Below are 23,387 nucleotides of genomic sequence, written 5' to 3' on the forward strand. Positions count from 1 at the left end.
ACGTGGACGGCCGCGCTCGCCCGGAAGGAGAAAGAGACCTTGTCCGGCCCAACCCCTGAACTCCCGATCGTGGTGCTCGACGCCCTCATGCCCACGACTCAGCGCATGGTCATCAATCGTCGAGGCTCCACGGTCTGGGAGGTGGAGAGCCACCGGGGCCACTACGCCGTGAAGGTCGGCCATCCGATCGAGGCCACGGCCGAGTGGCCCGCCCAGCCCTGGACCGCGCTCGCCCCCGCACGCGAGGGGGCCGTCCTGCATCGTCTCGGCCTCGACACCATCGCCTACGGCGAATGGGAGCACGGCACCTGGAACTTCCAGCCGTGGCACGAAGGACCAGACCTCCACACCCTGTGGGAGCCGTGCCGTAAGCGAAGCTCGGCCATCAAACCCCATGCCAGCGTGGCACGGAGATGTGCCGAAGCGCTCGCTGATCTCCACGTGAGGGGCTGGGCTCACGGTGACGTGCAGCCCGCCCACTTCATCATCGGGCCGCAACGGACGCATCTCATCGACCTCGCCCTTGCCCGTGGCGAACAGGTGCCCGAGGGATACGACTTCCCGTTCCGCGGCTGCCTCGTCCACTACGAGGCACCGGAGATCGCCCGCAGCGTCCTCGACACCGGGCAGGCCGAGCCGACACAGGAAGCCGACATCTACGCCCTCGGGGCCTCCCTCCTCATCTCCGCCACCGGCTGGCGGGCGGTCGAATACCCGGACGACGCACCACGCCCCGTACAGCGAGAAGCAGTGGCCAGCGGTCGGCGTCGGCCCGTGAAGATGCCCGGCGAGCTGAGCGAACTGGTCGACGCCATGCTCAGCCACGCCCCGGCGAATCGGCCCACCATCTACGAGGTGATCAAAGCCCTGATCTGAACCCGACGCCCCAGCACAGGACCGGGCCACCCCTCAGCCTGGACAGCATTCCAGGCCTGTGTCCGTTTCCTTCAAGACCCGTTGCCTCGGCCCGGCCTACCGTGGCCGTATGAGTCCACGATTTGATGCCATCGGGCTGGTCGTCTCCGACATGGCCGCCTCCGTCGCCTTCTACCGCCGGCTCGGGTTCGGGTTTGGTGAGGGTGCTGAGCGGGAGCCGCATGTGGAGGCTGAACTGCCTGGTGGGTTGCGGTTGTTGTTGGATACCGAGGACACCGTTCGGTCGTTCCATCCGGGGTGGCGGCGGCCGTCCGGAAGTGGGCGGGCCTCGCTCGCGCTGCGCTGTGAGACGCCGGGGGAGGTCGATGCCGTGTACGAGGAGGTGGTGGGTGCCGGTCATCATGGCGAGCTGAAGCCGTGGGACGCCTTCTGGGGGCAGCGGTACGCCGTCGTGCACGATCCCGACGGCAACGGCGTCGACCTGTTCGCGCCGCTGGCCTAGCGCAGCAGCTCACCCAGTGTGCGGCCCGTGAACTCCCTTACGTCTCGGGCCAGATGGGCCTGGTCGGCGTAACCGGCGCGGGCCGCCGTGTCCGCGTACGGCACCCCTGACCGGGCCAGCGCCAGAGCCCGTTGCAGGCGGAGGATGCGGGCCAGGGTCTTGGGGCCGTAGCCGAAGGCGGTCAGTGAGCGGCGGTGCAACTGGCGGGCGCCGATGCCGAGTTCGTCGGCCGTCGCGGCCACCGGCCGGCCTGCGGCGAGGGCGGCGACCAGGCGGCGCAGTACGGGGTCGGGCGGGGCCGCGCGCTCCAGTGCCAGTGTCTCCAGCGCCGCCGTCGGCTGCGGCGACGCGGCGACCCGGGCGTTCAGACGCCGTACCTCCGGTGCCGGCCACAGGTCTGCCAACTCCACCCGCCGGTCGCGTAGTTCGTGGGCCGGTACGCCCAGGAGGGCCGGTGCCGTGCCGGGGTGGAGGCGGATGCCCGCCCAGGGCACGGGCGGGCCGTCGGGGACGTGGGCCCGGGTGTCCGGTCCGGCGACCAGCAGCCTGCCCTCGCTCCACAGCAGATCCATGCAGCCGTCGGGCAGCACCGGAGACATGGGTGACATGGGGAGCGGGCCGGGGTTCGTCGGCGGCGTGTTCGTCCATACCACCGCCCCGGTCAGCCGGGAGGGCCGCTCCTCGTACACGTATTCCACGTTACGCCGCCCCGAAGGGGGCACGCCAAGGGCTCACTTCCCCGGGGGCCGACCCTCCCCGTTGCCGCCGTTCGCTCCATTCGCACCCTTGCGGCCGTTCCCGCCGTTCCCGCCGGTCGCCCCGCTGGCCCCGTTGCCCCCGTTGCCCGCATTCCCCTTCGGGGAACTCTTCGCATGGGTGCGGAAGCGGCCCGTCACGTCCTCCGGGGGAAGGAAGCGGGACCAGCGTTCGGGGAACTCGGACGGCATGTCGGGGTCGTCGGGGTCGTCGTCCTCGTGGGAGCGAATCGCGGCCACGCGGGCAACGTACTCCGCGGCCTCCTCCTGCCGTAGCCTTTCGTTGGCGGCGCGGGCCGCGGCCGTCGCGGCGGCCGGCCAGACGCGGTCGATCGCGGCGTTGACGGCGGCGCCGACCAGCACGGCGAAGGCGGACACGCCGATCCACAGCAGAACGGCGACGGCGGCGGCGAGGGAGCCGTAGATCGTGGCGCCCTCGATCGTGTTCGTCAGGTAGATGCGCAGCAGGAAACTGCCGAGCACCCACATGCCGAGGGCGACGAGCGCGCCGGGCACGTCCTCGATCCACGGGGAGCGGACAGGCACGGAGACGTGGTAGAGCGTCGTCAGGAACGCGATGGACAGGACGATCACGACGGGCCAGTACAGGACCTGCACCACGGTCGTCGACCAGGGCACGATCCGCACCACCGCGTCCGGCCCGGCGACCATCAGGGGCAGCGCGATCGAGCCGATCAGCAGGGCCGCGACGAACAGCAGGAACGCCACCAGCCGCGTCTTGACGATGCCGCGCACCCCGTCGAGGCCGTACATGACGGTGATCGTGTCGATGAAGACGTTCACCGCGCGCGAGCCGGACCACAGCGCGAACAGGAAGCCGATGGAGATGACGTCGGGACGGCCGCCCCGCATCACGTCGTCGAGGATCGGCTGGGCGATCTGCCGGACGCCCTTGTCCGACAGGACCGTGCGCGAGGCCTCCAGGAGGTTGCTCTCCAGGCTGCTGATGGAGTCGGTGCCGGTCCAGTCGTCGACGTAGCCGAGCAGGCCGATGAGGCTGAGGAGCAGCGGCGGCACGGACAGCAGCGTGAAGAAGGCGGCCTCGGCGGCGAGGCCGAGGATGCGGTACTCGACGCAGGAGTTGACGGTGTCCTTCACCAGCAGCCAGGCGGTCCGGCGCTTGGAGACGTTCCGGTAAAGGGCACGCGCCCGGTGGAGACGCCCGGTGGGGCTCCCGGGTTGCTCGGGGGACTGACTTGCTGGCTGCACGCCCTAAAGGTATCCGCCGTTCGGGGCTGCACTCACCTTCGGACGTACCTTCGAACCCGGCTCGGACTCTTCTCCCGACCCGCGGGCTTGGGACGGCCATGAGCGCCGTACCCGGGGGTAGGTTCAGGGGCATGACAGGCAGCACCCACACCGTGACCAACCAGCCCCCACCCCTGACCGGCTACGACGTCTACGGCACCGATCAGGCGCTGGTGGCCGCCGTCGAACGGCACCTGGATCCGGAGCTGCTCGACGAGGCGCGCGGCGAGTTGTCGGCGCTCGGGCAGGCGGCCGGATCGGCGCAGGTGCAGGAGTGGGCGGTGCAGGCCGACACCGGTCCGCCGAAACTGCGCACACACGACCGGTACGGGCATCGCGTCGACGAGGTCGAGTTTCATCCGGCGTGGCACCGGCTGCTCGGCAAGGGCGTCGGGGCCGGGCTGACGAACGCCTGGGGGCGGCCGGGCGGGCATGTGCGGCGGGCGGCGGGGTTCCTGGTGTGGACGCAGGCCGAGGCGGGCAACGGCTGTCCGCTGTCGATGACCCATGCGGCGGTGCCGGCGCTGCGCACCGACCCGGAGCTGGCCGCCGAGTGGGAGCCCCGGCTGACGTCCACGGTCTACGACCGTGAGCTGCGGCCGGCCCGGCTGAAGTCCGGGGCGCTGTTCGGGATGGGGATGACGGAGAAGCAGGGCGGCAGCGACGTACGGGCCAACACGACCGTCGCCACCGCGCTCGCCGAGGATGGGACGTACGAGCTGACCGGGCACAAGTGGTTCTGCTCGGCGCCCATGTCGGACGGGTTCCTGGTGCTCGCCCAGGCCACACCCGACCGGGGCGAGGGCGGGCTCACGTGTTTCCTCGTGCCGCGCGTGCTCGAGGACGGCAGCCGTAACGTCTTCCGCCTCCAGCGGCTCAAGGACAAGCTGGGCAACCGGTCCAACGCCTCCGGGGAGGTCGAGTTCGACGGGACGTGGGCGCGCCGGGTCGGTGAGGAGGGGCGCGGGGTGCGCACCATCATCGACATGGTCGCGGCGACCCGGCTGGACTGTGTGCTGGGGTCGGCGGGGCTGATGCGGCAGGCGGTGGCGCAGGCGATCCATCACTGCACGCACCGTGCGGCGTTCGGCGGGAAGCTCGTCGACAAACCGTTGATGCGCAATGTGCTGGCCGATCTCGCGCTGGAGTCGGAGGCGGCGACCACGCTCGCGCTGCGGCTGGCGGCCGCCTACGACGACGGGGGCGAGCAGGAGCGGGCGCTGCTGCGGATCGCGATGCCGGCGGCCAAGTACTGGGTGACCAAGCGCTGTACGCCGATGACGGTGGAGGCCTTGGAGTGCCTGGGCGGAAACGGTTACGTGGAGGAGTCGGGGATGCCCCGGCTGGTGCGGGAGTCGCCGCTGAACTCGGTGTGGGAGGGCGCGGGCAACGTCCAGGCGCTGGATGTGCTGCGGGCGCTGCGCCAGGAGCCGCAGGCGCTGAACGCCTATCTCCAGGAGGTGGGGCTCGCGCGCGGGGCCGATCACCGGCTGGACGCGGCGATCAAGGGCCTGTTGACGGAACTGGCGGATCTGGACGGCGTGGAGGCGCGGGCCAGGCGGCTGGCGGAGCGCTTCGCGCTGGTGCTCCAGGGGTCGCTGCTCGTGCGGTTCGCACCGCCGGAAGTCGCCGACGCGTTCTGCGCCTCCCGACTGGGCGGCGACGCGGGCGCGGCCTTCGGGACGCTGCCCCACACCCTGGACCTGGCGACGATCGTCGACCGGGCCGCCCCCCGACCCTGCCCGGCCAGCAGGTCTTCTGACCCGGCCACCCCGGCCTGACCGACCAACCAACCAACCTGACCCGGAAACCCGACGTGACCGACTAGCAGGCCTGACCCGGATACCCGCCTGACCGACCAACAGGCCTGCCCCAGACGCCCAACCCGACCCGGAAACCCCGCCTGACCCCGTCCGCCCGCAAAAACCCGCAGCAACTCTCGATCAACCGGGGAGTATTGAGCGGCGAACCCTGCGGAGCAGGTGGCAGGGGTGGTGCTGCGCCGACACGGCACCACCCCCGCCGTAATGGCCCTGCGAGGCCAGAATTGCCGCTCTCACGGCATGGCTCAAGTTTCAAACAGACTGTGGATGTTCACCAGGGTTGCAGGGGGTTGCAACATCTCGGCGGTTGTGACCGGACTATGTCCCTCCGTCACGGGCGGACGGCAAGATAGGGCCTTCAGCAAGACCGGAAACAGTCGGCGCAGGAGCTTGACACCCGGTTGTCCGCCTGTCTGCTCCCCGGGAGGCCCAGTGGCGCTGCCACCGATGAACGTGCCGCAGCTCGCGGCCGCCGACGCCGCGCGGGCGGCGCGGATGCTCAACGAGGTGCGGGACGCCCGGCTGGCCGGCCAGCGGGCGCGCGTCGCCCCGCGCCCGGTGATCGAGCAGTCCTGGGATCGGATGCTGCGCAGCGGCGTCGACCCCGAGCACGATTTCCGGGCGGGGCTGCTCAGCGCCGACGAAGTGCGCAGACGGCGCGAGGAGTCGCCGTTGCGGGAGGTGCTGCCGGTGCTGCGGGAGGGGCTGTTGTCGGTCGCGGACGCCGCCCACCACATCATGGTCGTCGCCGACGAGGAGGGCCGGGTGCTGTGGCGTGAGGGCTGCAACCCCGTGCTGCGCAAGGCCGACGGGCTCGGCTTCGAACTGGGCGCGGACTGGGGCGAGTCCGTGGTCGGCACCAACGGCGTGGGCACGCCGGCGGTGGTGCGCCGGCCCGTGCAGGTGTTCGCCGCCGAGCACTTCGTACGGTCGCACACGACCTGGACCTGCGCGGGCGCGCCGATCACCGACCCTCGCAACGGCCGGCTGCTCGGGGTGATCGACGTCAGCGGCCCGCTGGAGACGATGCATCCGGCCACCCTCGCCTGGGTCGACGCGGTGGCGAAGCTCGCCGAGTCCAGGCTGCGGGAGAAACACCTGAGTTCGCTGGAACGGCTGCGCGCGGTGGCCGCCCCCGTGCTGGCCCGGCTCGCCGGCCGGGGTGCGGTGGTGGACGGCGACGGCTGGACGGCCGCGGTGACCGGGATGCCGTACGCGAGCCGGATCGCGCTGCCCAAGTCGCCGTCCCCGGGCCGCCGATGGCTGCCGGCGCTCGGGTTGTGCTCGGTCGAGCCGCTGGCCGGGGGCTGGCTGGTGCGGTCGGTGACAGATGGCGCGGAACCGCTGCCGGGCGGCGCGACCCGGATCGTGCTGGACCTGACCCGGCCCCGGAGCTGGTCGGTGACGGTGTCGGGCGGCGCGGGGTCGTGGTGCCACGAACTCAGCCCCCGACACGCCGAGTTGCTGTACCTGCTGGCGACGCACCGCGGCGGCCGCAGCGCGGCGGGCCTGGCCGAGGACATGTTCGGCGACCCGGGCCGCACGGTGACCGTGCGGGCCGAACTGTCCCGGGTGCGGCGGTATCTGGGGGGACTACTGCAACACCGGCCGTATCGTTTCTGCGAGGAAGCCGAGGTCGAGCTGCTGCTGCCGGCTGATCCGAAGGGCCTGCTGCCCCACTCGATCGCGCCCGCGGTGGTACGCGACCGCACGTCGACACCGTAGGCACCGTGCGTCGACACCGTGACGACAGCGCGTCGGCACCACGGCTACAGCACGTGGTCACCATGCCTCACCCAAGTCCTTCGGGTGGCATCTTCCGCATATTTGCGCGGTCTTCGTCCGCCACGGCGGTCTGCTGCCGTAGCATCCCCCTACGGGTCACCCCACCTGCTCCTCGGTCAACGTACGGATCATCAGGCGCAGTTGGCCCGCCTCGGGAGGACGAATGAAACATCGCGGCCGACACCGTCGGCGCAGGCGGGGCAGGGCGGTGCGGGCGTTCCTGTCCGGGACCGCTCTCGCGCTCACCGCCGCCGCCACCATGATCAGCGCCTCTCAGGCGACGGTGACCGACGACGGACCCGGTGGGCTGAAGCCGCTCACCTCGGCGGCCGAGACCGGGAGACTGCGGCTGACGGAGAGCCTGGTGCCGCAGGCCACCCTGGACCGCCTCGCCGCGGGCATGGGCCGGCCGGTCGGCGTCGGCGCGGTGCTGGAGGACTCCGACCGCATCCTGCGGGACGCGATCGACTGCTCGCCCGCCGAGCGCGGGGCCCTGCCGGTCTCCCCCGTGGCCACCCGCGCGTACTGCTGGAACACGGATGACACCGCGGGCTGGCAGCCGGGCGCGGTCACCACCTCGGGGGACGCGGACGACGACGGGTCCTGGGGCGCGAACCGGGTGATCCTCTCCGGCTGGTCGCGCAGCGGCGGCGCGGTCGCCGACCGGGGGCTGGCCCGGGTCGGCTTCCTGAACGCGGGCGATCTGAACCACCTCTCCTACACCTGGGCCCTGCTCGCCGTCCCGGTCGCCGACGGACGCGACTACCGGGGGCTCGTCTCCCATGTCTCCGGGATGGTCTGGTACCAGGACAAACTGCTGGTCACCGCCGACGCCGGGGGCCGGACCGCGCTGTATGTGTACGACATGAACCGCGTCCAGCGCGCGAGCGTCATGAGCGCCGCGGTCGGCCGGGTGCCGGGCGGCTGGTCGGCGCACGGCTACCGCTTCGTCCTGCCGGCCGTCGGCTCCTACGAGCTGAGCGGCGACGCGGACGCCCCGCACCCCACGACCGTCTCCCTGGACCGCAGCACCGCGCCGGACACCCTGGTCGCCGGCGAGTGGACCCTCGACGGCGGCGACCGGGGCGCGCACCTGTGGCGCTACCCCTTCAGCACCGCCCCCGGGCACTCGGGGCTGCTCGCCACGAGCGTCACCGGGCACGCGGCGGCCTCGGAGGCGTACGAGACGAAGCTGACCGGCGTACGGGGTGTGCTGTCGTACCGGGCGCACTGGTACGTGACCCGCGCCGCCGGTCCCCGGGACGACGGGCACGGGACGCTGTGGCGGCAGACCGCCGACCGGACGCACGGCACCGACACGGACGTCGACACCGGGAACACGTACGGCGCGGCGGGCGACAAGGCGGACGCCAAGGCCGACCGGGCGCGGGCCGCGGTGTGCGGTACCGCGGAGAAGCACAGTTGCTGGAGCCCGCAGACCGAGTCCCTCTCCTACTGGGAGGAGACCGGCGACGTCTGGACGCAGTCGGGACGGGCGCTCTTCGCGCTGCCGCTGGCCTCGATCGACCGGTCCACCGGACAATCGACAGAACAGCCGGGTGAATGATTCCCTGACGGGCATGACCAACATTCCCGTGACCACCTGGTCCCTGGAGCAGACCGACCCGGCCGACCTCCTCCCGGCCGCCGCGCCCGAGGGCGACGTCCGGGTCGTCCGCTCCGAGGTCCCCTCCCCCGAGTTCAGCCGTTTCCTGTACGCGTCCGTCGGCGGGGACGTCCGCTGGATCGACCGGCTGCGCTGGACGTACGCGCAGTGGCGGGAGCATCTGGCGCGGCCGGGCGTCGAGACCTGGGTCGCGTACGACCGGGGCACGCCGGCCGGCTACGTGGAGCTGGAGCCGCAGGACGACGGGGTCGTGGAGATCGTCTACTTCGGGCTGCTCCCGGCCTTCCGGGGGCGGGGGATCGGCGGCCATCTGCTGTCGTACGGCGCTGCCCGCGCGTGGGAGCTGGCGGACCGCTGGCCCGGGCTGCCGCAGACCAAGCGGGTGTGGCTGCACACGTGCAGCCTGGACGGCGAGCACGCCATGGACAACTACCAGCGGCGCGGTTTCAAGCTGTTCGACACCGAGGTCGAGGAGAAACCCGAGGTGTCCGCGCCGGGCCCCTGGCCGGGTGCCTTCCCGTCCTGACCTGTGGACAAGCCTCCGCGCGCGTGATGTGATCGACGCCACCACTGTCTCGCATATCGAGACCAGGGTGTCCGCATCTCGGACGAAGCTGGACTGTGTCCAGAACGCCGTGACACGCTTTCGTCATGTCCGGAACTGGAATTGCCTTGGTGAGTCGGCGGCACGTCGACCTTTGCCGCATGTCCAGCGCCATCTGTCCGGCGCGCTGAGCCGCACCGCCGCCGCTTTCCGACGTTCCGCCCTCCTCCCCGCGCAACGCCGCGCACGCATGCCTCCATGCGTGCGTACGCGCAGGTCAGAGCCGCTTCCCGCCTGTCCCGAAGGACGTATCTTCCATGGCCGCCACCCCGCAGAACCCTGCCGCCGAGACTCCCCGCCGCAAGGTGAGCCGTCACCGCGGTGAGGGCCAGTGGGCCGCGGGGCACTTCACCCCGCTGAACGGCAACGAGCAGTTCAAGAAGGACGACGACGGTCTCAACGTACGGACACGCATTGAGACGATCTACTCCAAGCGCGGGTTCGACTCGATCGACCCGAACGACCTGCGCGGCCGGATGCGCTGGTGGGGGCTGTACACCCAGCGCAAGCCCGGGATCGACGGCGGCAAGACCGCGATCCTGGAGCCGGAGGAGCTGGACGACAAGTACTTCATGCTGCGCGTGCGCATCGACGGCGGCCGGCTCACCACCGAGCAGCTCAGGGTGATCGGCGAGATCTCGCAGGAGTTCGCCCGCGGCACCGCGGACATCACCGACCGGCAGAACATCCAGTACCACTGGATCCGCATCGAGGACGTGCCGGAGATCTGGCACCGCCTGGAGGCGGTCGGCCTGTCCACCACCGAGGCCTGCGGCGACACGCCCCGCGTGATCATCGGCTCGCCGGTGGCCGGCATCGCCGAGGACGAGATCATCGACGGCACCCCGGCCATCGACGAGATCCACCGCCGGATCATCGGCAACAAGGACTTCTCGAACCTGCCCCGCAAGTTCAAGTCCGCGGTCTCCGGCTCGCCGCTGCTGGACGTGGCGCACGAGATCAACGACATCGCGTTCGTCGGGGTGCGCCACCCCGAGCACGGCCCCGGCTTCGACGTCTGGGTCGGCGGCGGTCTGTCCACCAACCCGAAGATCGGCCAGCGCCTCGGCGCGTGGGTCCCGCTCGCCGAGGTCCCGGACGTCTACGAGGGCGTCATCTCGATCTTCCGCGACCACGGCTACCGGCGGCTGCGCACCCGCGCCCGCCTGAAGTTCCTGCTCGCCGACTGGGGCGTCGAGAAGTTCCGGCAGATCCTGGAGGACGACTACCTCCGGCGCAAGCTGATCGACGGCCCGGCCCCCGACCAGCCGGTGGCCCGCTGGCGCGACCACGTCGGCGTGCACCGGCAGCAGGACGGCCTCTTCTACGTCGGTTTCGCCCCGCGCGTCGGCCGTGTGGACGGCGCGACCCTGACGAAGATCGCGGAGCTGGCCGAGGCGCACGGCTCGGGCCGGGTCCGTACCACCGTCGAGCAGAAGATGATCGTCCTCGACGTCGCGCAGGACCAGGTCGAGTCGCTGGTCGAGGCGCTGGAAGCGCTGGACCTGACCGCCAAGCCCTCCACGTTCCGGCGCGGCACCATGGCCTGCACCGGCATCGAGTACTGCAAGCTCGCCATCGTCGAGACCAAGGCGCGCGGCTCCCAGCTCATCGACGAACTGGAGCGCCGCATCCCGGAGTTCGACGAGCCGATCACCATCAACATCAACGGCTGCCCGAACGCCTGCGCCCGGATCCAGGTCGCGGACATCGGCCTCAAGGGCCAACTGGTCCTCGACGACCGGGGCGAGCAGGTCGAGGGCTTCCAGGTGCACCTGGGCGGCGCGCTCGGTCTGGAAGCCGGTTTCGGCCGCAAGGTCCGTGGTCTGAAGGTCACTTCGGACGAGCTGCCGGACTACGTGGAGCGGGTGCTGAAGCGGTTCCAGGCGGAGCGCGAGGACGGCGAGCGGTTCGCCGCCTGGGCCTCGCGCGCCAGCGAGGAGTCCCTCTCATGAGCGAGCGGGCCGCACCTTTCTACTGCCCCTACTGCGGCGACGAGGACCTGCGTCCGAACGAGCAGGGTCACGGCGCCTGGGAATGCGCCGCGTGCAACCGCGCCTTCCAGTTGAAGTTCCTCGGGCTGCTCGCACGGGGCGTTCAGCGAGCCGACGACGGAGGGGACCGGATATGACGACGGCTCAGAAAGGCCGTACGAACGACGAGTTGAAGCTGCTCGCCGAGCAGGCGGGCCGTGAGCTGGAGGACGCCTCCGCGCTGGAGATCCTCCAGTGGGCGGTGGACACCTTCGGCGAGCGGTTCTGCGTGACGTCCTCCATGGAGGACGCCGTCGTCGCGCACCTGGCGTCGCGGGTCCGCAAGGGCGTGGACGTGGTGTTCCTCGACACCGGCTACCACTTCCCCGAGACGATCGGCACCCGGGACGCGGTCGAGGCCGTGATGGACGTCAACGTCATCACGCTCACCCCGCGTCGGACGGTCGCCGAGCAGGACGCCGAGTTCGGGCCGAAGCTGCACGACCGCGACCCCGACCTGTGCTGCAAGCTGCGCAAGGTGCAGCCGCTGGAGGAGGGCCTCGCCGGTTACTCGGCGTGGGCGACCGGGCTGCGCCGCGACGAGTCGCCGACCCGGGCGAACACGCCCGTCGTCGGTTGGGACGATAAGCGGCAGAAGGTCAAGATCTCCCCTATCGCCCGATGGACCCAGGACGACGTCGACGCGTACGTTGCCGAGCACGGCGTGCTGACCAACCCGCTGTTGATGGACGGTTACGCCTCGGTCGGCTGCGCCCCCTGCACGCGCCGGGTCCTCGACGGTGAGGACGCGCGCGCCGGCCGCTGGGCGGGACGTGCGAAGACCGAGTGCGGACTGCACGGCTGATCACGATGACCGCGACCGGCACCACCCCGTCCGCCCCCCGCACTTCCCAGACTTCCCCTTCCTTCTCAACTGCCCCTGCTTTCCCTCCTTCTACGAACCGGGAGAACCACGTGACGACCGGAGCCACCGTCTGGCTCACGGGTCTGCCGAGTGCCGGCAAGACCACCATCGCCCGCGAGCTGGCCGACCGGCTGCGTGCGGAGGGCCACCTCGTCGAGGTGCTCGACGGCGACGAGATCCGCGAGTTCATCTCCGCGGGCCTCGGCTTCAGCCGCGAGGACCGGCACGTCAACGTCCAACGCATCGGTTTCCTGGCCGAGTTGCTCGCCCGCAACGGTGTGAAGGCACTTGTGCCGGTGATCGCGCCGTACGCGGACAGCCGTACGGCGGTGCGCGAGCGCCACGAGAAGAGCGGGACCGCCTACCTGGAGGTGTATGTGGCGACTCCGGTCGAGGTGTGCTCGGTGCGGGACGTGAAGGGCCTGTACGCCAAGCAGGCGGCGGGCGAGCTGTCCGGGCTCACCGGCGTCGACGACCCGTACGAGACGCCCGAGGCGCCCGATCTGCGCATCGAGTCCCAGGACCAGACCGTGCAGGAGTCCGCGGCGTCGCTGTACGCCCTGCTCAGCGAGAGGGGACTGGCATGACGACGACCGTCGCCACGGCCAAGGAGGGCACGGCGGGCCCGTACGCCCTCAGCCATCTGGACGCCCTGGAGTCCGAGGCGGTGCACATCTTCCGCGAGGTGGCGGGGGAGTTCGAGAACCCGGTGATCCTGTTCTCCGGCGGCAAGGACTCCATCGTCATGCTGCACCTCGCGCTGAAGGCGTTCGCCCCCGCGGCGATCCCCTTCTCGCTGCTGCACGTGGACACCGGACACAACTTCCCCGACGTGCTCGAATACCGCGACCGGGTGGTCGCCGCGCACGGGCTGCGCCTGCATGTGGCGTCCGTGCAGGACTACATCGACCGCGGTGTGCTGAAGGAACGTCCCGACGGCACCCGCAACCCGCTGCAGACGCTGCCGCTGACCGAGAAGATCCAGTCGGAGAAGTTCGACGCGGTCTTCGGCGGCGGGCGGCGCGACGAGGAGAAGGCCCGCGCGAAGGAGCGGGTGTTCTCGCTGCGCGACGAGTTCTCCCAGTGGGACCCGCGCCGCCAGCGCCCCGAGCTGTGGAACCTCTACAACGGGCGGCACGCGCCCGGCGAGCACGTCCGCGTGTTCCCGCTGAGCAACTGGACCGAGCTCGACGTCTGGCAGTACATCGCCCGCGAGGGCATCGAACTGCCCGAGATCTACTTCGCGCACGAGCGGGAGGTGTTCGCGCGCGGCGGGATGTGGCTGACCGCCGGCGAGTGGGGCGGCCCCAAGGACGGCGAGAGCGTCGAGAAGCGCCTCGTCCGCTACCGCACCGTCGGTGACATGTCCTGCACCGGCGCCGTCGACTCCGACGCGGTGACGCTGGACGACGTCATCGCCGAGATCGCCGCCTCCCGGCTCACCGAGCGCGGCGCGACCCGCGCCGACGACAAGCTCTCCGAAGCCGCGATGGAAGACCGCAAGCGCGAGGGGTACTTCTAACCATGAGCACGATCACCGCCGAGGAGCTCTCGGCCACGACCCTGCTGCGGTTCGCCACCGCGGGTTCCGTCGACGACGGCAAGTCCACCCTGGTGGGCCGGCTGCTGCACGACTCCAAGTCGATCCTCACCGACCAGTTGGAGGCCGTCGAGCGGGTCTCGGCGAGCCGCGGCCAGGACGCCCCCGACCTGGCGCTGCTCACCGACGGGCTGCGCGCCGAGCGCGAGCAGGGCATCACCATCGACGTGGCCTACCGCTACTTCGCCACGCTCAAGCGGCGGTTCATCCTCGCCGACACGCCCGGTCACGTGCAGTACACCCGCAACATGGTGACGGGTGCCTCCACGGCCGAGCTGACGGTGATCCTCGTCGACGCCCGCAACGGGGTCGTGGAGCAGACCCGCCGGCACGCGGCGATCGCGGCGCTGCTGCGGGTCCCGCACGTCGTGCTCGCCGTCAACAAGATGGACCTCGTCGAGTACCGGGAGAGCGTGTTCGCGGCGATCGCCGAGGAGTTCACGGCGTACGCGAGCGAGCTGGGCGTGCCCGAGGTCACCGCGATCCCGATCTCGGCGCTCGCCGGGGACAACGTGGTGGACCCGTCGGCGAACATGGACTGGTACGGCGGCCCGACCTTCCTGGAGCACCTGGAGACCGTCCCGGTCAGTCACGACCTGGCGCACTGCCACGCGCGGCTGCCCGTGCAGTACGTGATCCGGCCGCAGACCGCCGAGCACCCCGACTACCGGGGCTACGCGGGGCAGATCGCGGCCGGCACCTTCCGGGTGGGCGAGGCGGTCACCGTCCTGCCGTCCGGCCGTACGTCGACGATCTCCGGCATCGACCTGCTGGGCGAGCCGGTGGACGCGGCGTGGACGACGCAGTCGGTGACGGTGCTGCTCGCGGACGACGTCGACATCTCGCGCGGCGACCTGATCGTGCCGACCAAGGACGCGCCGGCCGTCACGCAGGACGTCGAGGCGACCGTGTGCCATGTCGCCGACCAGCCGCTGACCGTCGGGCACCGGGTGCTGATCAAGCACGGCACCCGTACGGTCAAGGCGATCGTCCAGGACATCCCGTCCCGTCTCACGCTCGACGACCTGTCCCTGCACCCGCACCCGGGACAGCTCGTCGCCAACGACATCGGCCGGGTGAAGATCCGCACCGCGGTGCCGCTGCCGGTGGACTCCTACGCGGACTCGCGCCGCACCGGCTCGTTCATCCTGATCGACCCGGCCGACGGCACCACGCTCACCGCCGGCATGGTCGGCGAGTCGTTCGCGTCGCCGGTGCCGGTCAAGGACGAGTCCGACGACGACGGTTGGGACTTCTGAGCCATGAACTCACCCGATTTCTACTCGACGTTCGCGAAGGAGGGCGGCCGCATCGGCAGCGGCGCCCTCGGCAGCGGGCAGGGCGGAGTGGCCCGATGTGCGCTCTGACGTACGCGCACCGCCTGCGCGCCCTGTCCCCCCACCCGACGTCCCGGAAGCGACGAAGACCCTTTGCCGATCTCCCGGCCACGACCTGAAACCCCGTGACCGCCGGGCCAACGAGAGGAATTCCTCCCGTGCCTGTCCACCGCTCCGCCCTCCTTCGCCGCGGCCTCGCCGTCGTCGCCGCTCTTCCCCTGCTCACCCTGGCCGCCTGCGGCTACGGTTCCGAGTCCAAGGCCGACAACACCAACGAGAAGGTCGCCGCCGGCTCGCAGAAGATCGACGGGCTCGACACCGTCAAGATCGGCTACTTCGGCAACCTGACCCACGGGACCGCGCTCGTCGGCCGTGAACAGGGCATCTTCCAGAAGGCGTTGGGCGCGACCAAGGCGTCGTACGCCACCTTCAACGCCGGTCCGTCGGAGATCGAGGCGCTGAACGCCGGGTCCATCGACATCGGCTGGATCGGCCCCTCCCCGTCGATCAACGGCTACACCAAGTCCGACGGCAAGAGCCTGCGCATCATCGGCGGTTCGGCGTCCGGCGGCGTGAAGCTCGTGGTCGACCCGGACAAGATCAAGTCCCTGAAGGACGTCAAGGGCAAGAAGATCGCCACGCCGCAGCTCGGCAACACGCAGGACGTGGCGTTCCTCAACTGGATCGCGGAGCAGGGCTGGAAGGTCGACGCGCAGAGCGGCAAGGGTGACGTCACCGTCGTGCGCAGCGACAACAAGGTGACGCCGGACGCCTTCAAGGCCGGTTCGCTCGACGGCGCGTGGGTGCCGGAGCCGACCGCGTCGAAGCTGGTGGCCGAGGGCGGCAAGGTGCTGCTGGACGAGGCGTCGCTGTGGCCCGACAAGAAGTTCGTGATCACGAACATCATCGTGTCGCAGAAGTTCCTCACGGAGCACCCGAAGGTCGTCGAGGCCGTGCTGAAGGGCTCGGTCGACACCAACAAGTGGATCAACGCCAACCCGGCGGCGGCCAAGGCGGCGGCGAACAAGCAGTTGGCTGCGGACTCCGGCAAGGCGCTGCCGACGAAGGTCCTGGACCCGGCGTGGGCGTCGATCCAGTTCATCAACGACCCGCTGGCCGCCACCCTCAGCACCGAGGCGGCGCACGCGGTCAAGGCGGGTCTGCTGAAGCAGCCCGACCTCAAGGGCATCTACGACCTGACGATCCTCAACAAGGTCCTCAAGGCCGAGGGCGAGTCCCCGGTCGCCGACGCCGGTCTCGGCGTCGGCTGACCGGCGACCGGCCTACGACCGAAGTCCGATGAGTTCCCAGGAGGTGACGACCATGGCCACGACACTCGCCAAGGCCGCTGAGTCCACCGAGTCAGTGGAGTACGCGGCACGTCTCGAACACGTCTCGAAGTCCTTCGCGGGACCGGGCGGGCAGCAGCTCGTCCTGGACGACATCACCCTCGATGTCGCCCCCGGCGAGTTCGTCACCCTCCTGGGGGCCTCGGGCTGCGGCAAGTCCACGCTGCTGAACCTGGTGGCGGGGCTCGACGAGCCCACCGCCGGGTCCATCACGACGGACGGCCGCGCGGCGCTGATGTTCCAGGAGCACGCCCTCTTCCCGTGGCTGACCGCGGGCAAGAACATCGAACTCGCCCTGAAACTCAGGGGCGTTGCCAAGAGCGAGCGGCGCGGCAAGGCCGAGGAGCTGCTCGAACTGGTCCGCCTGACGGGTGCGTACGGCAAGCGCGTCCACGAACTGTCCGGCGGTATGCGCCAGCGCGTGGCGATGGCCCGCGCACTGGCCCAGGAGAGCCAACTGCTGCTGATGGACGAGCCGTTCGCGGCACTGGACGCCATCACGCGGGATGTGCTGCACGACGAACTGACCCGGATCTGGGCGGAGACGGGACTGTCCGTCCTGTTCGTCACGCACAACGTGCGCGAGGCGGTGCGGCTCGCGCAGCGGGTCGTCCTGCTGTCGTCACGGCCCGGCCGGGTGGCTCGCGAGTGGACGGTCGACATCCCGCAGCCGCGCCGGATCGAGGACGCCCCGGTGGCGGAACTGTCCATCGAGATCACCGAAGTCCTGCGTGGGGAGATCCGCCGTCATGGCCAGCACTGAGACGAAGTCCGTCCAGGACGCGGGAAGTGTCGAGGCGGGGCTCGACGCGCTGGACGTGGTCGCGCCCGTCGTCCGTACGCCCTTCCGGCGGACGTTCGTCGACAAGATCCTGCCGCCGATCATCGCGATCGCGCTGCTGCTGGTCGTCTGGCAGATCACCTTCAAGGTCGTCGACGATCCGACGAAGCTGGTGTCGCCGCTGGACGTCTGGCGCACGCTCCAGGACGCCTGGCTCGAGGGCAAGCTGCTCGGCTACATCTGGACCAGCGTGTCGCGCGGTCTGCTCGGCTTCCTCTTCGCGCTGGCGATCGGCACCCCGCTGGGGCTGCTGGTGGCGCGGGTGAAGTTCGTGCGGGCGGCGATCGGCCCGATCCTGTCGGGGCTCCAGTCGCTGCCGTCGGTGGCGTGGGTGCCGCCGGCCGTGCTGTGGCTGGGTCTGAACAACTCGATGATGTACACGGTGATCCTGCTCGGCGCGGTGCCGTCCATCGCCAACGGGCTGGTGTCCGGCGTCGACCAGGTGCCGCCGCTGTTCCTGCGGGCCGGCCGCACGATGGGGGCGACGGGGCTGAAGGGCACCGTCTACATCACGCTGCCGGCCGCGCTGCCGGGTTATGTGGCCGGTCTGAAGCAGGGCTGGGCGTTCTCGTGGCGGTCGCTGATGGCGGCGGAGATCATCGCGTCGTTCCCCGATCTCGGCGTCGGGCTCGGCCAGTTGCTGGAGAACGGCCGCAACGCCAGTGACATGTCGATGGTGTTCGAGGCGATCCTGCTCATCCTGTTCGTCGGCATCGCCATCGACCTGCTGATCTTCAGCCCGCTGGAGCGGTGGGTGCTGCGCAGCCGCGGTCTGCTGGTGAAGGGCTGAGCCGAACTCCCATGTATCCCGTTCTCGTCGTGATCGCCCACGGCAGCCGCGATCCGCGGCACGCCGCGACCGTCCACGCCCTGGTGCGGCGGGTCCGGTCGCTGCGGCCGGGGGTGCGGGTGGAGACGGGTTTTCTGGACTTCAACGTCCCGTCCGTGCAAGGGGTGTTGGAGTCGCTGGCGGCGGAGGGCGTCCGTGACGTCGTGGCGCTGCCGCTGCTGCTGACCCGCGCGTTCCATGCGAAGGCGGACATCCCGGCGGTCCTGCGGGAGGCGCCGACGCGGTTGCGGATCCGGCAGGCGGAGGTGCTCGGCCCCTCGCCGCTGCTGCTCACCGCCCTCGAACGGCGGTTGTACGAGGCGGGGTTGACGCCCGCCGACAAGTCCTCGACCGGGGTCGTACTGGCCTCGGCGGGGTCCACGGACCCGGAGGCGATCGCAGTGATCGCAGAAATCGCGCGGGAGTGGCGGCGCACCGGTTGGTGTGCCGTGCGGCCTGCGTTCGCCTCCGCGTCTCTCCCCCGCACCGAGGACGCGGTCCGCGAACTACGCGCCCTGGGCTGCGCCCGGGTCGCCGTCGCCCCCTACGTCCTGGCCCCCGGCCACCTCCCGGACCGCATAGCCCACGGCGCAACCGAGGCAGACATCCTCTCCGACGTCCTGGGCCCGTCCCCGGAAGTCGCCCAACAACTCCTGAACCGCTACGACACGGCCCGGCTGCCGACACTGACGGCTGTCGGCGCGTGAGCGCCGGGGCCGTGAGCGAGGGGCCCGTGCGCGACAGGGGCCGTAAACGACAGGTGACGCTCACCGGTAAGTGGTCGGTGCGCTCAGCCGTTGGCGGCCTCGTCCGCCAGCCAAAGCGACTCACCCATCGGCGGTGAGTAGCCAGGCCCCTCAAGCGTCGACAGCCTCGCCGGCCGGCCGGAGCAACTCACCCACCTCCAGTGAGCAGCCGGGCCCCTCAACCGTTGGCGGCCTCGTCGGCCAGCCGGAGTAGCTCAGGCACCGGCAGGGAGCCGGGGGGCCTTCGTTCCTGTGCGTGCTTGTTCGCGAGGTGCTGGAGGAGTTCGTTCAGGGGGGTCGGCATGCCGTGCAGGCGGCCCAGGAGGGCGATCTCGCCGTTGAGGTAGTCGGCCTCGATGGTGCCGGCGACGCGGCTGAGGGACTGCCAGGAGGAGCCGCCGCCGCGTGGGGCGCCGTCGAGGGGAACCAGAGTGACCTTGTCGCCGCGTACCGCCCGCTGTTCCTCGACGCTCGCGTACGCGACCCCGGCGGCGTGCAGTACGGCCTCGCCCTCGGCCCGCACCCGCCGCAGCAGGGCGACCGCCTCGGGGTCGCCGACCGGGCCGCTCACCGCTTCCAGCGCGTTGCCCAGGTTGGACAGCAGTTTCGCGTACTGCCAGCGGGAGACGTCCGGTACGACCGGTGCCTCGAAGCGCGCCTTCTCCAGGTCGGCGGCGATCCGGTGAACCGTGTCGTCGGTGCCGTGCGGGTACCGGCCGAGGTGGAGGATGCCGGTGAGCGGGGAGCCGGCGGCGGAGACGACGCCGGGTTCGACATGGGCGGCGGGCAGCCAGACGCAGACGCCGTACACGTGCCGGAAGCGGCGCAGGGCCAGCCGCGGGCCCTCCACCCCGTTCTGCGCGCAGACCAGCGGCAGCCGCTCGGCGGCGGTGCCGCCACCCTCGACCGGGGCCGGCCCCCACGCCTGGAGGGCCGCCTCCCCGTCCTGGGTCTTCACGGCGAGGACGAGGACGTCGTCGGCGCGCAGGGTGCCGAGCGCGCCCGGCCCGTCGACGACGGGCAGCCGGAACGTCAGCTCCCCCTCCGGAACTCTGAGCCGCAGTCCGTGCGCCGCGAGCGCCGCCCGGTGCGCACCGCGCGCGACCAGTACGACGTCCTGCCCGGCCTCGGCCAGCCGGCCACCGACCGTGCCCCCGACGGCCCCTGCCCCGATGATGATGTAGCGCATGGGCCGAGCCTCGCACAGGCAGGTGTCACGCCTGTGTCATCTCCACCAATTTGACGACGGTGTTCCAGTTCCGGGTGGTGGCGATGAGGCCCTTGGTGACGCGGGGCTTGGCCAGTTGCTCGGCGAGCTTGGAGCGGCCGAGGCCGTCGGGGACGTACAGGTACAGGACGCGGTCGCCGAGGCGGAACTCCTCGGGGAGTTGGGCGTCCCGGTCGATGCCCGCGTACCGCTCCTCGTCAACGGGCCCGGAGAAGTAGGTGACATGGAGTTGCTTGCCCTCCAACTCGGCCGCCGGGAAGGGGCAGTTGTCGGCGACCGCCTTCAGGAAGGCGTGGTCGCGCACGATGACGTCGACGCCGAAGCCGAAGTGCTTCTCGATCGCCGCCCCGATCTCGGCGGCGAGGCTCTCCTCGTCGCCGTGGCCGGAGGAGAAGACGGCCTGGCCGCTCTGGAGGTAGGTGCGCACGTCGCCGAGGCCGAGCCCCGACAGCAGGGTGCGCAGTTCGGCCATCGGGACCTTCTTGTTGCCGCCCACGTTGATGCCGCGCAGCAGGGCCGCGTACGTCGTCGTCATCGGCACACCCTAATCGGCCGTCGTGCCCCGTGGGGGTGGGCACGACGGCCGCGGCCGAGGTGGGGGCCGGGCGGAAAACTCTGGCCGATCGGCGGGGTGCGGATCAACCGCGGACCGGCGACCGACGCACTTCTCCACAAGCCCACGACGTATTTCAACAAACCTCCACAATCCCGCACCCCGACCTCCCCGACCTTCAGCTCGACCTCCGCGCGACCTCGGCGCTGCCTCCACCCTGGACCGCCACCCTGACCGCCGCCCCCGAGACCGGCGGATAGATGTAAGGGGCTGCCGTCCTCCCCAGCAATGAGGCGACGGGGTCCGACCGGAGGAGTCGGGGGTCCTGGACGTCACCGGGCAGCACGACGAGACGGCCTTATCCAGCACATACCTTCGAATCAAAGGGTGGCGGCACGGGTTGTCACCGCATTTCGAGGGGGCACGCCCGTCATGGGGAACCAAGACACGAAGGTGCGGGGCATCGCCGCGCGGGCCGGCGGCTGGAGCGCCCGGCACCGATGGGCCGCCGTCGGTATATGGGTGCTGTTCGTCGTCCTGGCCATGGGGATCGGCTCGGCGGCGGGCACCGTCAAGGTCAAGGACAGCGACCAGCTCGCGGGCGAGACCCGCACGGCCGCACAGCTCGTCGAGGACGCCGGGATCGACGAGCCGGCCGGTGAGAGCGTCCTCATCCAGGCGAGGGACGGTTCCCTCAAGGCCACCGACGCCGAGTTCAAGGACGCCGTCGCCGCGGTCGTCAAGGCGGTCGAGGGGACGGGCAAGGTCACCGACGTGACCTCGCCGTACGACACGAACACGATCTCCAAGGACGGCCGCAGCGTCCTCGTCCAGTTCGACATGCGGGGCGACTCCGACACCGCGGGCGACCGGGTCGAGCCGGTGCTCAAGGCCGTCGCGGGCGTCGGGAAGGACCACTCCTCGCTGCGGATCGAGGAGATCGGCGGCGCCAGCATGATGAAGACGTTCGACGACGCGTTCGGCGACGACTTCCAGCAGGCCGAGTACTCCGCCCTGCCGGTCGCGCTGGGCATCCTGCTGATCGCCTTCGGCGCGCTGGTGGCGGCGCTGCTGCCGGTGGCGCTCGCGATGACCGCGATCATGGCGACGATGGGCCTGATGAGCATCGTCAGCAACCTCCAGCCGATGGACGACACCGCGAGTTCCGTGATGCTGCTGGTCGGGCTGGCCGTGGGCGTCGACTACTGCCTGTTCTACCTGCGCCGGGAGCGCGAGGAGCGGGCGGCCGGACGTGATCCGGAGACCGCTCTCAGGATCGCCGCGGCGACCAGCGGCCGGGCCGTGATCGTCTCCGGTGTCACCGTGTGCGTGGCGATGGCGGGCATGCTGTTCACCGGCCTCGCCACCTTCGAGGCGATGGGCCTCGCCTCCCTCATGGTGGTCGCGGTCGCCATGGTCGGTTCGGTGACCGTCCTCCCGGCGCTGCTGTCGCTGCTCGGCGAGCGGGTGGAGAAGGGGCGGATCCCGTTCCTGCACCCCGACAAGCGCCGTAAGAAGGCGGGCGGTCGACGGGCCCACGAGGGCAGCCGGTTCTGGAGCGCCGTCCTGAAGGTCGTCCTCGCCAGGCCCGCCGTCGCGCTGGTCGTCGCGGCCGGCGCGCTGCTCGCGATCGCCGCTCCGGCGGTCGGCATGAAGACCCAGAACCTCACCCTGGACCAGGAGTTCGGCGACGCGCTGCCCATCGTGCAGACCTACAACCGGCTCAACGAAGCGTTCCCGGGCGGTTCCGACCCGGCCGAGATGATCGTCAAGGCGGACGACATCAACTCCGCCGAAGTGAAGGCGGCGCTCCAGGAGTTCAAGGAGCGGGCGGTCGGCTCGGGCGCTTCGCGCGGCCCGGTCGAGATCAAGCTGCACGACGCGCAGAACATCGCCTACGTGTACGTCCCGCTGGTCGGCGGCTCCGACCTGGACAAGGCGGGCGCCAGCCTGGACAAGCTGCGCGACGAGGTGCGGCCCGCCACCCTAGGCAAAGTCGACGGCGTCCAGGCCCCGATCACCGGACAGGTCGCCGGTTCGAAGGACTTCAACGACCAGTTGGGCGGAGCCGTCGCCCCCGTCTTCGCGTTCGTCGTGGTCTTCGCCTTCCTGCTGATGCTGCTGTCCTTCCGGTCGCTGACGATCGCGATCACCTCGATCGTCCTCAACCTCCTTTCCGTGGGCGCGGCTTACGGCATCCTGGTCGCCGTCTTCCAGCACGGCTGGGGCGCTTCGCTGGTGGGCGCGGAGGGCGTCGGCGCGATCGTCACCTGGCTGCCGCTGTTCCTCTTCGTGATCCTGTTCGGCCTGTCGATGGACTACCACGTGTTCGTCGTCTCCCGGATCCGCGAGGCGAAGCTGCGGGGCCGTACGACGAACGACGCCATCCACCACGGTGTCGTCACCACGGCGGGTGTGGTCACCAGCGCCGCCGTCATCATGGTCGCCGTGTTCGCGATCTTCGGGACGCTGTCCATGCAGTCCATGAAGCAGATGGGCGTGGGTCTGGCGGCCGCCGTCCTGATCGACGCGACGATCATCCGGGGCGTGCTGCTCCCGGCGGTGATGGCGCTGCTCGGCGAGCGCAACTGGTACCTGCCGAAGTGGCTGCACCGACTGCCCGACCTCACCCACGACGAGCCGCCGGCCCCGGTCGCGCCGACGGCACGGGACGACGAGGGCGAGCGTCTGACGGTCTGACGTCCACATCAACTGCTTTGAGCAGATGGCTCGTTGACGCCCCTGAGGTGCTGACAGACCCTCAT

22 protein-coding genes are annotated in these 23,387 nt (G+C 70.7%); 18 read left to right on the forward strand and 4 right to left on the reverse strand.

All coding sequences use genetic code 11. The features are described 5' to 3' along the window. The first annotated feature begins 39 nt into the window (after nucleotides 1-39). Together BMZ82_RS35285 and BMZ82_RS35290 are read left to right on the forward strand one after the other, a co-directional pair. Nucleotides 40-876 carry a protein kinase domain-containing protein gene (locus tag BMZ82_RS35285; protein WP_093781526.1) on the forward strand — a complete coding sequence of 279 codons (837 nt, stop codon included), beginning with the start codon at nucleotides 40-42 and terminating at the stop codon, nucleotides 874-876. A 109-nt stretch (nucleotides 877-985) separates the two neighbouring features. Next, nucleotides 986-1,378: a VOC family protein gene (locus BMZ82_RS35290; RefSeq protein WP_093781491.1), complete on the forward strand. Its 393-nt coding sequence runs from the start codon at nucleotides 986-988 to the stop codon at nucleotides 1,376-1,378. On the opposite strand, the gene BMZ82_RS35295 is transcribed toward BMZ82_RS35290, so the two are convergent. Beyond that, entirely contained in the window at nucleotides 1,375-2,067 is a 693-nt protein-coding gene (locus tag BMZ82_RS35295) for an AraC family transcriptional regulator (RefSeq protein WP_093781492.1), read from the reverse strand. The genes BMZ82_RS35290 and BMZ82_RS35295 overlap by 4 nt on opposite strands. A gap of 42 nt (nucleotides 2,068-2,109) precedes the next feature. Beyond that, nucleotides 2,110-3,363, reverse strand: a complete 1,254-nt coding sequence (locus BMZ82_RS35300) for a YihY/virulence factor BrkB family protein (protein ID WP_256252278.1) — start codon at nucleotides 3,361-3,363, stop codon at nucleotides 2,110-2,112. A 131-nt stretch (nucleotides 3,364-3,494) separates the two neighbouring features. Here BMZ82_RS35300 and BMZ82_RS35305 point away from each other — a divergent pair, with 131 nt between their 5' ends. From BMZ82_RS35305 to BMZ82_RS35375, 15 genes are all read left to right on the forward strand, one after another. Further along, nucleotides 3,495-5,183 carry an acyl-CoA dehydrogenase family protein gene (locus BMZ82_RS35305; RefSeq protein WP_093781493.1) on the forward strand — a complete coding sequence of 563 codons (1,689 nt, stop codon included), beginning with the start codon at nucleotides 3,495-3,497 and terminating at the stop codon, nucleotides 5,181-5,183. A 489-nt stretch (nucleotides 5,184-5,672) separates the two neighbouring features. Beyond that, on the forward strand, nucleotides 5,673-6,950 hold the full coding sequence (locus BMZ82_RS35310; protein ID WP_371271347.1) for a GAF domain-containing protein: 1,278 nt from the start codon (nucleotides 5,673-5,675) through the stop codon (nucleotides 6,948-6,950). 223 nt (nucleotides 6,951-7,173) lie between these two features. Continuing rightward, nucleotides 7,174-8,577 carry a hypothetical protein gene (locus tag BMZ82_RS35315; protein WP_093781495.1) on the forward strand — a complete coding sequence of 468 codons (1,404 nt, stop codon included), beginning with the start codon at nucleotides 7,174-7,176 and terminating at the stop codon, nucleotides 8,575-8,577. A 13-nt stretch (nucleotides 8,578-8,590) separates the two neighbouring features. Then, nucleotides 8,591-9,163, forward strand: coding sequence for a GNAT family N-acetyltransferase (locus tag BMZ82_RS35320; RefSeq protein WP_093781496.1), 573 nt, complete (start codon nucleotides 8,591-8,593; stop codon nucleotides 9,161-9,163). A gap of 125 nt (nucleotides 9,164-9,288) precedes the next feature. After that, entirely contained in the window at nucleotides 9,289-9,372 is an 84-nt protein-coding gene (locus tag BMZ82_RS42895) for a putative leader peptide (protein ID WP_317824784.1), read from the forward strand. 126 nt (nucleotides 9,373-9,498) lie between these two features. Beyond that, nucleotides 9,499-11,196, forward strand: coding sequence for a nitrite/sulfite reductase (locus tag BMZ82_RS35325; RefSeq protein WP_093781497.1), 1,698 nt, complete (start codon nucleotides 9,499-9,501; stop codon nucleotides 11,194-11,196). Next, nucleotides 11,193-11,372 (forward strand): hypothetical protein, encoded by a 180-nt coding sequence (locus tag BMZ82_RS35330; RefSeq protein ID WP_093781498.1) that lies wholly within the window; start codon nucleotides 11,193-11,195, stop codon nucleotides 11,370-11,372. The genes BMZ82_RS35325 and BMZ82_RS35330 overlap by 4 nt, the downstream gene beginning before the upstream one ends. Further along, a complete protein-coding gene (locus BMZ82_RS35335) occupies nucleotides 11,369-12,079 on the forward strand; it encodes a phosphoadenylyl-sulfate reductase (RefSeq protein WP_093781499.1) in 711 nt (236 codons plus the stop codon). The genes BMZ82_RS35330 and BMZ82_RS35335 overlap by 4 nt, the downstream gene beginning before the upstream one ends. 5 nt (nucleotides 12,080-12,084) lie before the next feature. Beyond that, the gene (cysC, locus tag BMZ82_RS35340; RefSeq protein ID WP_093781527.1) at nucleotides 12,085-12,726 is read left to right on the forward strand and encodes an adenylyl-sulfate kinase; all 642 of its coding nucleotides are present in this window, start codon (nucleotides 12,085-12,087) and stop codon (nucleotides 12,724-12,726) included. Next, nucleotides 12,723-13,661: a sulfate adenylyltransferase subunit CysD gene (cysD, locus tag BMZ82_RS35345; protein WP_093781500.1), complete on the forward strand. Its 939-nt coding sequence runs from the start codon at nucleotides 12,723-12,725 to the stop codon at nucleotides 13,659-13,661. The genes cysC and cysD overlap by 4 nt, the downstream gene beginning before the upstream one ends. Before the next feature lie 2 nt (nucleotides 13,662-13,663). Continuing rightward, nucleotides 13,664-14,998, forward strand: a complete 1,335-nt coding sequence (locus BMZ82_RS35350) for a sulfate adenylyltransferase subunit 1 (protein ID WP_093781501.1) — start codon at nucleotides 13,664-13,666, stop codon at nucleotides 14,996-14,998. 236 nt (nucleotides 14,999-15,234) lie between these two features. Next, complete coding sequence (locus BMZ82_RS35360; protein WP_093781503.1) at nucleotides 15,235-16,347, forward strand: aliphatic sulfonate ABC transporter substrate-binding protein; 1,113 nt, start codon at nucleotides 15,235-15,237, stop codon at nucleotides 16,345-16,347. A gap of 28 nt (nucleotides 16,348-16,375) precedes the next feature. Continuing rightward, nucleotides 16,376-17,188 carry an ABC transporter ATP-binding protein gene (locus tag BMZ82_RS35365; RefSeq protein ID WP_177244815.1) on the forward strand — a complete coding sequence of 271 codons (813 nt, stop codon included), beginning with the start codon at nucleotides 16,376-16,378 and terminating at the stop codon, nucleotides 17,186-17,188. Further along, entirely contained in the window at nucleotides 17,175-18,056 is an 882-nt protein-coding gene (locus tag BMZ82_RS35370) for an ABC transporter permease (protein WP_093781504.1), read from the forward strand. Before BMZ82_RS35365 ends, BMZ82_RS35370 begins: the two co-directional genes overlap by 14 nt. Nucleotides 18,057-18,067: 11 nt before the next feature. Further along, nucleotides 18,068-18,802, forward strand: a complete 735-nt coding sequence (locus BMZ82_RS35375; protein WP_093781505.1) for a sirohydrochlorin chelatase — start codon at nucleotides 18,068-18,070, stop codon at nucleotides 18,800-18,802. Between the two features lie 217 nt (nucleotides 18,803-19,019). On the opposite strand, the gene BMZ82_RS35380 is transcribed toward BMZ82_RS35375, so the two are convergent. After that, nucleotides 19,020-20,030 (reverse strand): ketopantoate reductase family protein, encoded by a 1,011-nt coding sequence (locus tag BMZ82_RS35380; RefSeq protein ID WP_093781506.1) that lies wholly within the window; start codon nucleotides 20,028-20,030, stop codon nucleotides 19,020-19,022. 25 nt (nucleotides 20,031-20,055) lie between these two features. Further along, the gene (locus tag BMZ82_RS35385; protein ID WP_093781507.1) at nucleotides 20,056-20,604 is read right to left on the reverse strand and encodes a DUF1697 domain-containing protein; all 549 of its coding nucleotides are present in this window, start codon (nucleotides 20,602-20,604) and stop codon (nucleotides 20,056-20,058) included. Nucleotides 20,605-21,054: 450 nt separating this feature from the next. Here BMZ82_RS35385 and BMZ82_RS35390 point away from each other — a divergent pair, with 450 nt between their 5' ends. Next, complete coding sequence (locus BMZ82_RS35390; protein ID WP_093781508.1) at nucleotides 21,055-23,322, forward strand: MMPL family transporter; 2,268 nt, start codon at nucleotides 21,055-21,057, stop codon at nucleotides 23,320-23,322. The last annotated feature ends 65 nt before the right edge of the window (nucleotides 23,323-23,387 follow it).

Origin of the sequence: Streptomyces sp. yr375, assembly GCF_900110755.1 — a bacterium.
Taxonomy (GTDB): Bacteria; Actinomycetota; Actinomycetes; order Streptomycetales; family Streptomycetaceae; genus Streptomyces.

What these genes read in the sequence shown, in the direction of transcription:
- BMZ82_RS35310 (WP_371271347.1), top strand. Translation starts at nt 5,673, where the DNA reads ATGAACGTGCCGCAGCTCGCGGCCGCCGACGCCGCGCGGGCGGCGCGG.
- BMZ82_RS35290 (WP_093781491.1), top strand. Translation starts at nt 986, where the DNA reads ATGAGTCCACGATTTGATGCCATCGGGCTGGTCGTCTCCGACATGGCC.
- BMZ82_RS35385 (WP_093781507.1), bottom strand. Translation starts at nt 20,604, where the DNA reads ATGACGACGACGTACGCGGCCCTGCTGCGCGGCATCAACGTGGGCGGC.
- BMZ82_RS35370 (WP_093781504.1), top strand. Translation starts at nt 17,175, where the DNA reads ATGGCCAGCACTGAGACGAAGTCCGTCCAGGACGCGGGAAGTGTCGAG.
- BMZ82_RS35325 (WP_093781497.1), top strand. Translation starts at nt 9,499, where the DNA reads ATGGCCGCCACCCCGCAGAACCCTGCCGCCGAGACTCCCCGCCGCAAG.
- BMZ82_RS42895 (WP_317824784.1), top strand. Translation starts at nt 9,289, where the DNA reads ATGTCCGGAACTGGAATTGCCTTGGTGAGTCGGCGGCACGTCGACCTT.
- BMZ82_RS35380 (WP_093781506.1), bottom strand. Translation starts at nt 20,030, where the DNA reads ATGCGCTACATCATCATCGGGGCAGGGGCCGTCGGGGGCACGGTCGGT.
- BMZ82_RS35335 (WP_093781499.1), top strand. Translation starts at nt 11,369, where the DNA reads ATGACGACGGCTCAGAAAGGCCGTACGAACGACGAGTTGAAGCTGCTC.
- BMZ82_RS35350 (WP_093781501.1), top strand. Translation starts at nt 13,664, where the DNA reads ATGAGCACGATCACCGCCGAGGAGCTCTCGGCCACGACCCTGCTGCGG.
- BMZ82_RS35375 (WP_093781505.1), top strand. Translation starts at nt 18,068, where the DNA reads ATGTATCCCGTTCTCGTCGTGATCGCCCACGGCAGCCGCGATCCGCGG.
- BMZ82_RS35315 (WP_093781495.1), top strand. Translation starts at nt 7,174, where the DNA reads ATGAAACATCGCGGCCGACACCGTCGGCGCAGGCGGGGCAGGGCGGTG.
- BMZ82_RS35390 (WP_093781508.1), top strand. Translation starts at nt 21,055, where the DNA reads ATGGGGAACCAAGACACGAAGGTGCGGGGCATCGCCGCGCGGGCCGGC.
- BMZ82_RS35305 (WP_093781493.1), top strand. Translation starts at nt 3,495, where the DNA reads ATGACAGGCAGCACCCACACCGTGACCAACCAGCCCCCACCCCTGACC.
- BMZ82_RS35320 (WP_093781496.1), top strand. Translation starts at nt 8,591, where the DNA reads ATGACCAACATTCCCGTGACCACCTGGTCCCTGGAGCAGACCGACCCG.
- cysC (WP_093781527.1), top strand. Translation starts at nt 12,085, where the DNA reads ATGACCGCGACCGGCACCACCCCGTCCGCCCCCCGCACTTCCCAGACT.
- BMZ82_RS35365 (WP_177244815.1), top strand. Translation starts at nt 16,376, where the DNA reads ATGAGTTCCCAGGAGGTGACGACCATGGCCACGACACTCGCCAAGGCC.
- cysD (WP_093781500.1), top strand. Translation starts at nt 12,723, where the DNA reads ATGACGACGACCGTCGCCACGGCCAAGGAGGGCACGGCGGGCCCGTAC.
- BMZ82_RS35330 (WP_093781498.1), top strand. Translation starts at nt 11,193, where the DNA reads ATGAGCGAGCGGGCCGCACCTTTCTACTGCCCCTACTGCGGCGACGAG.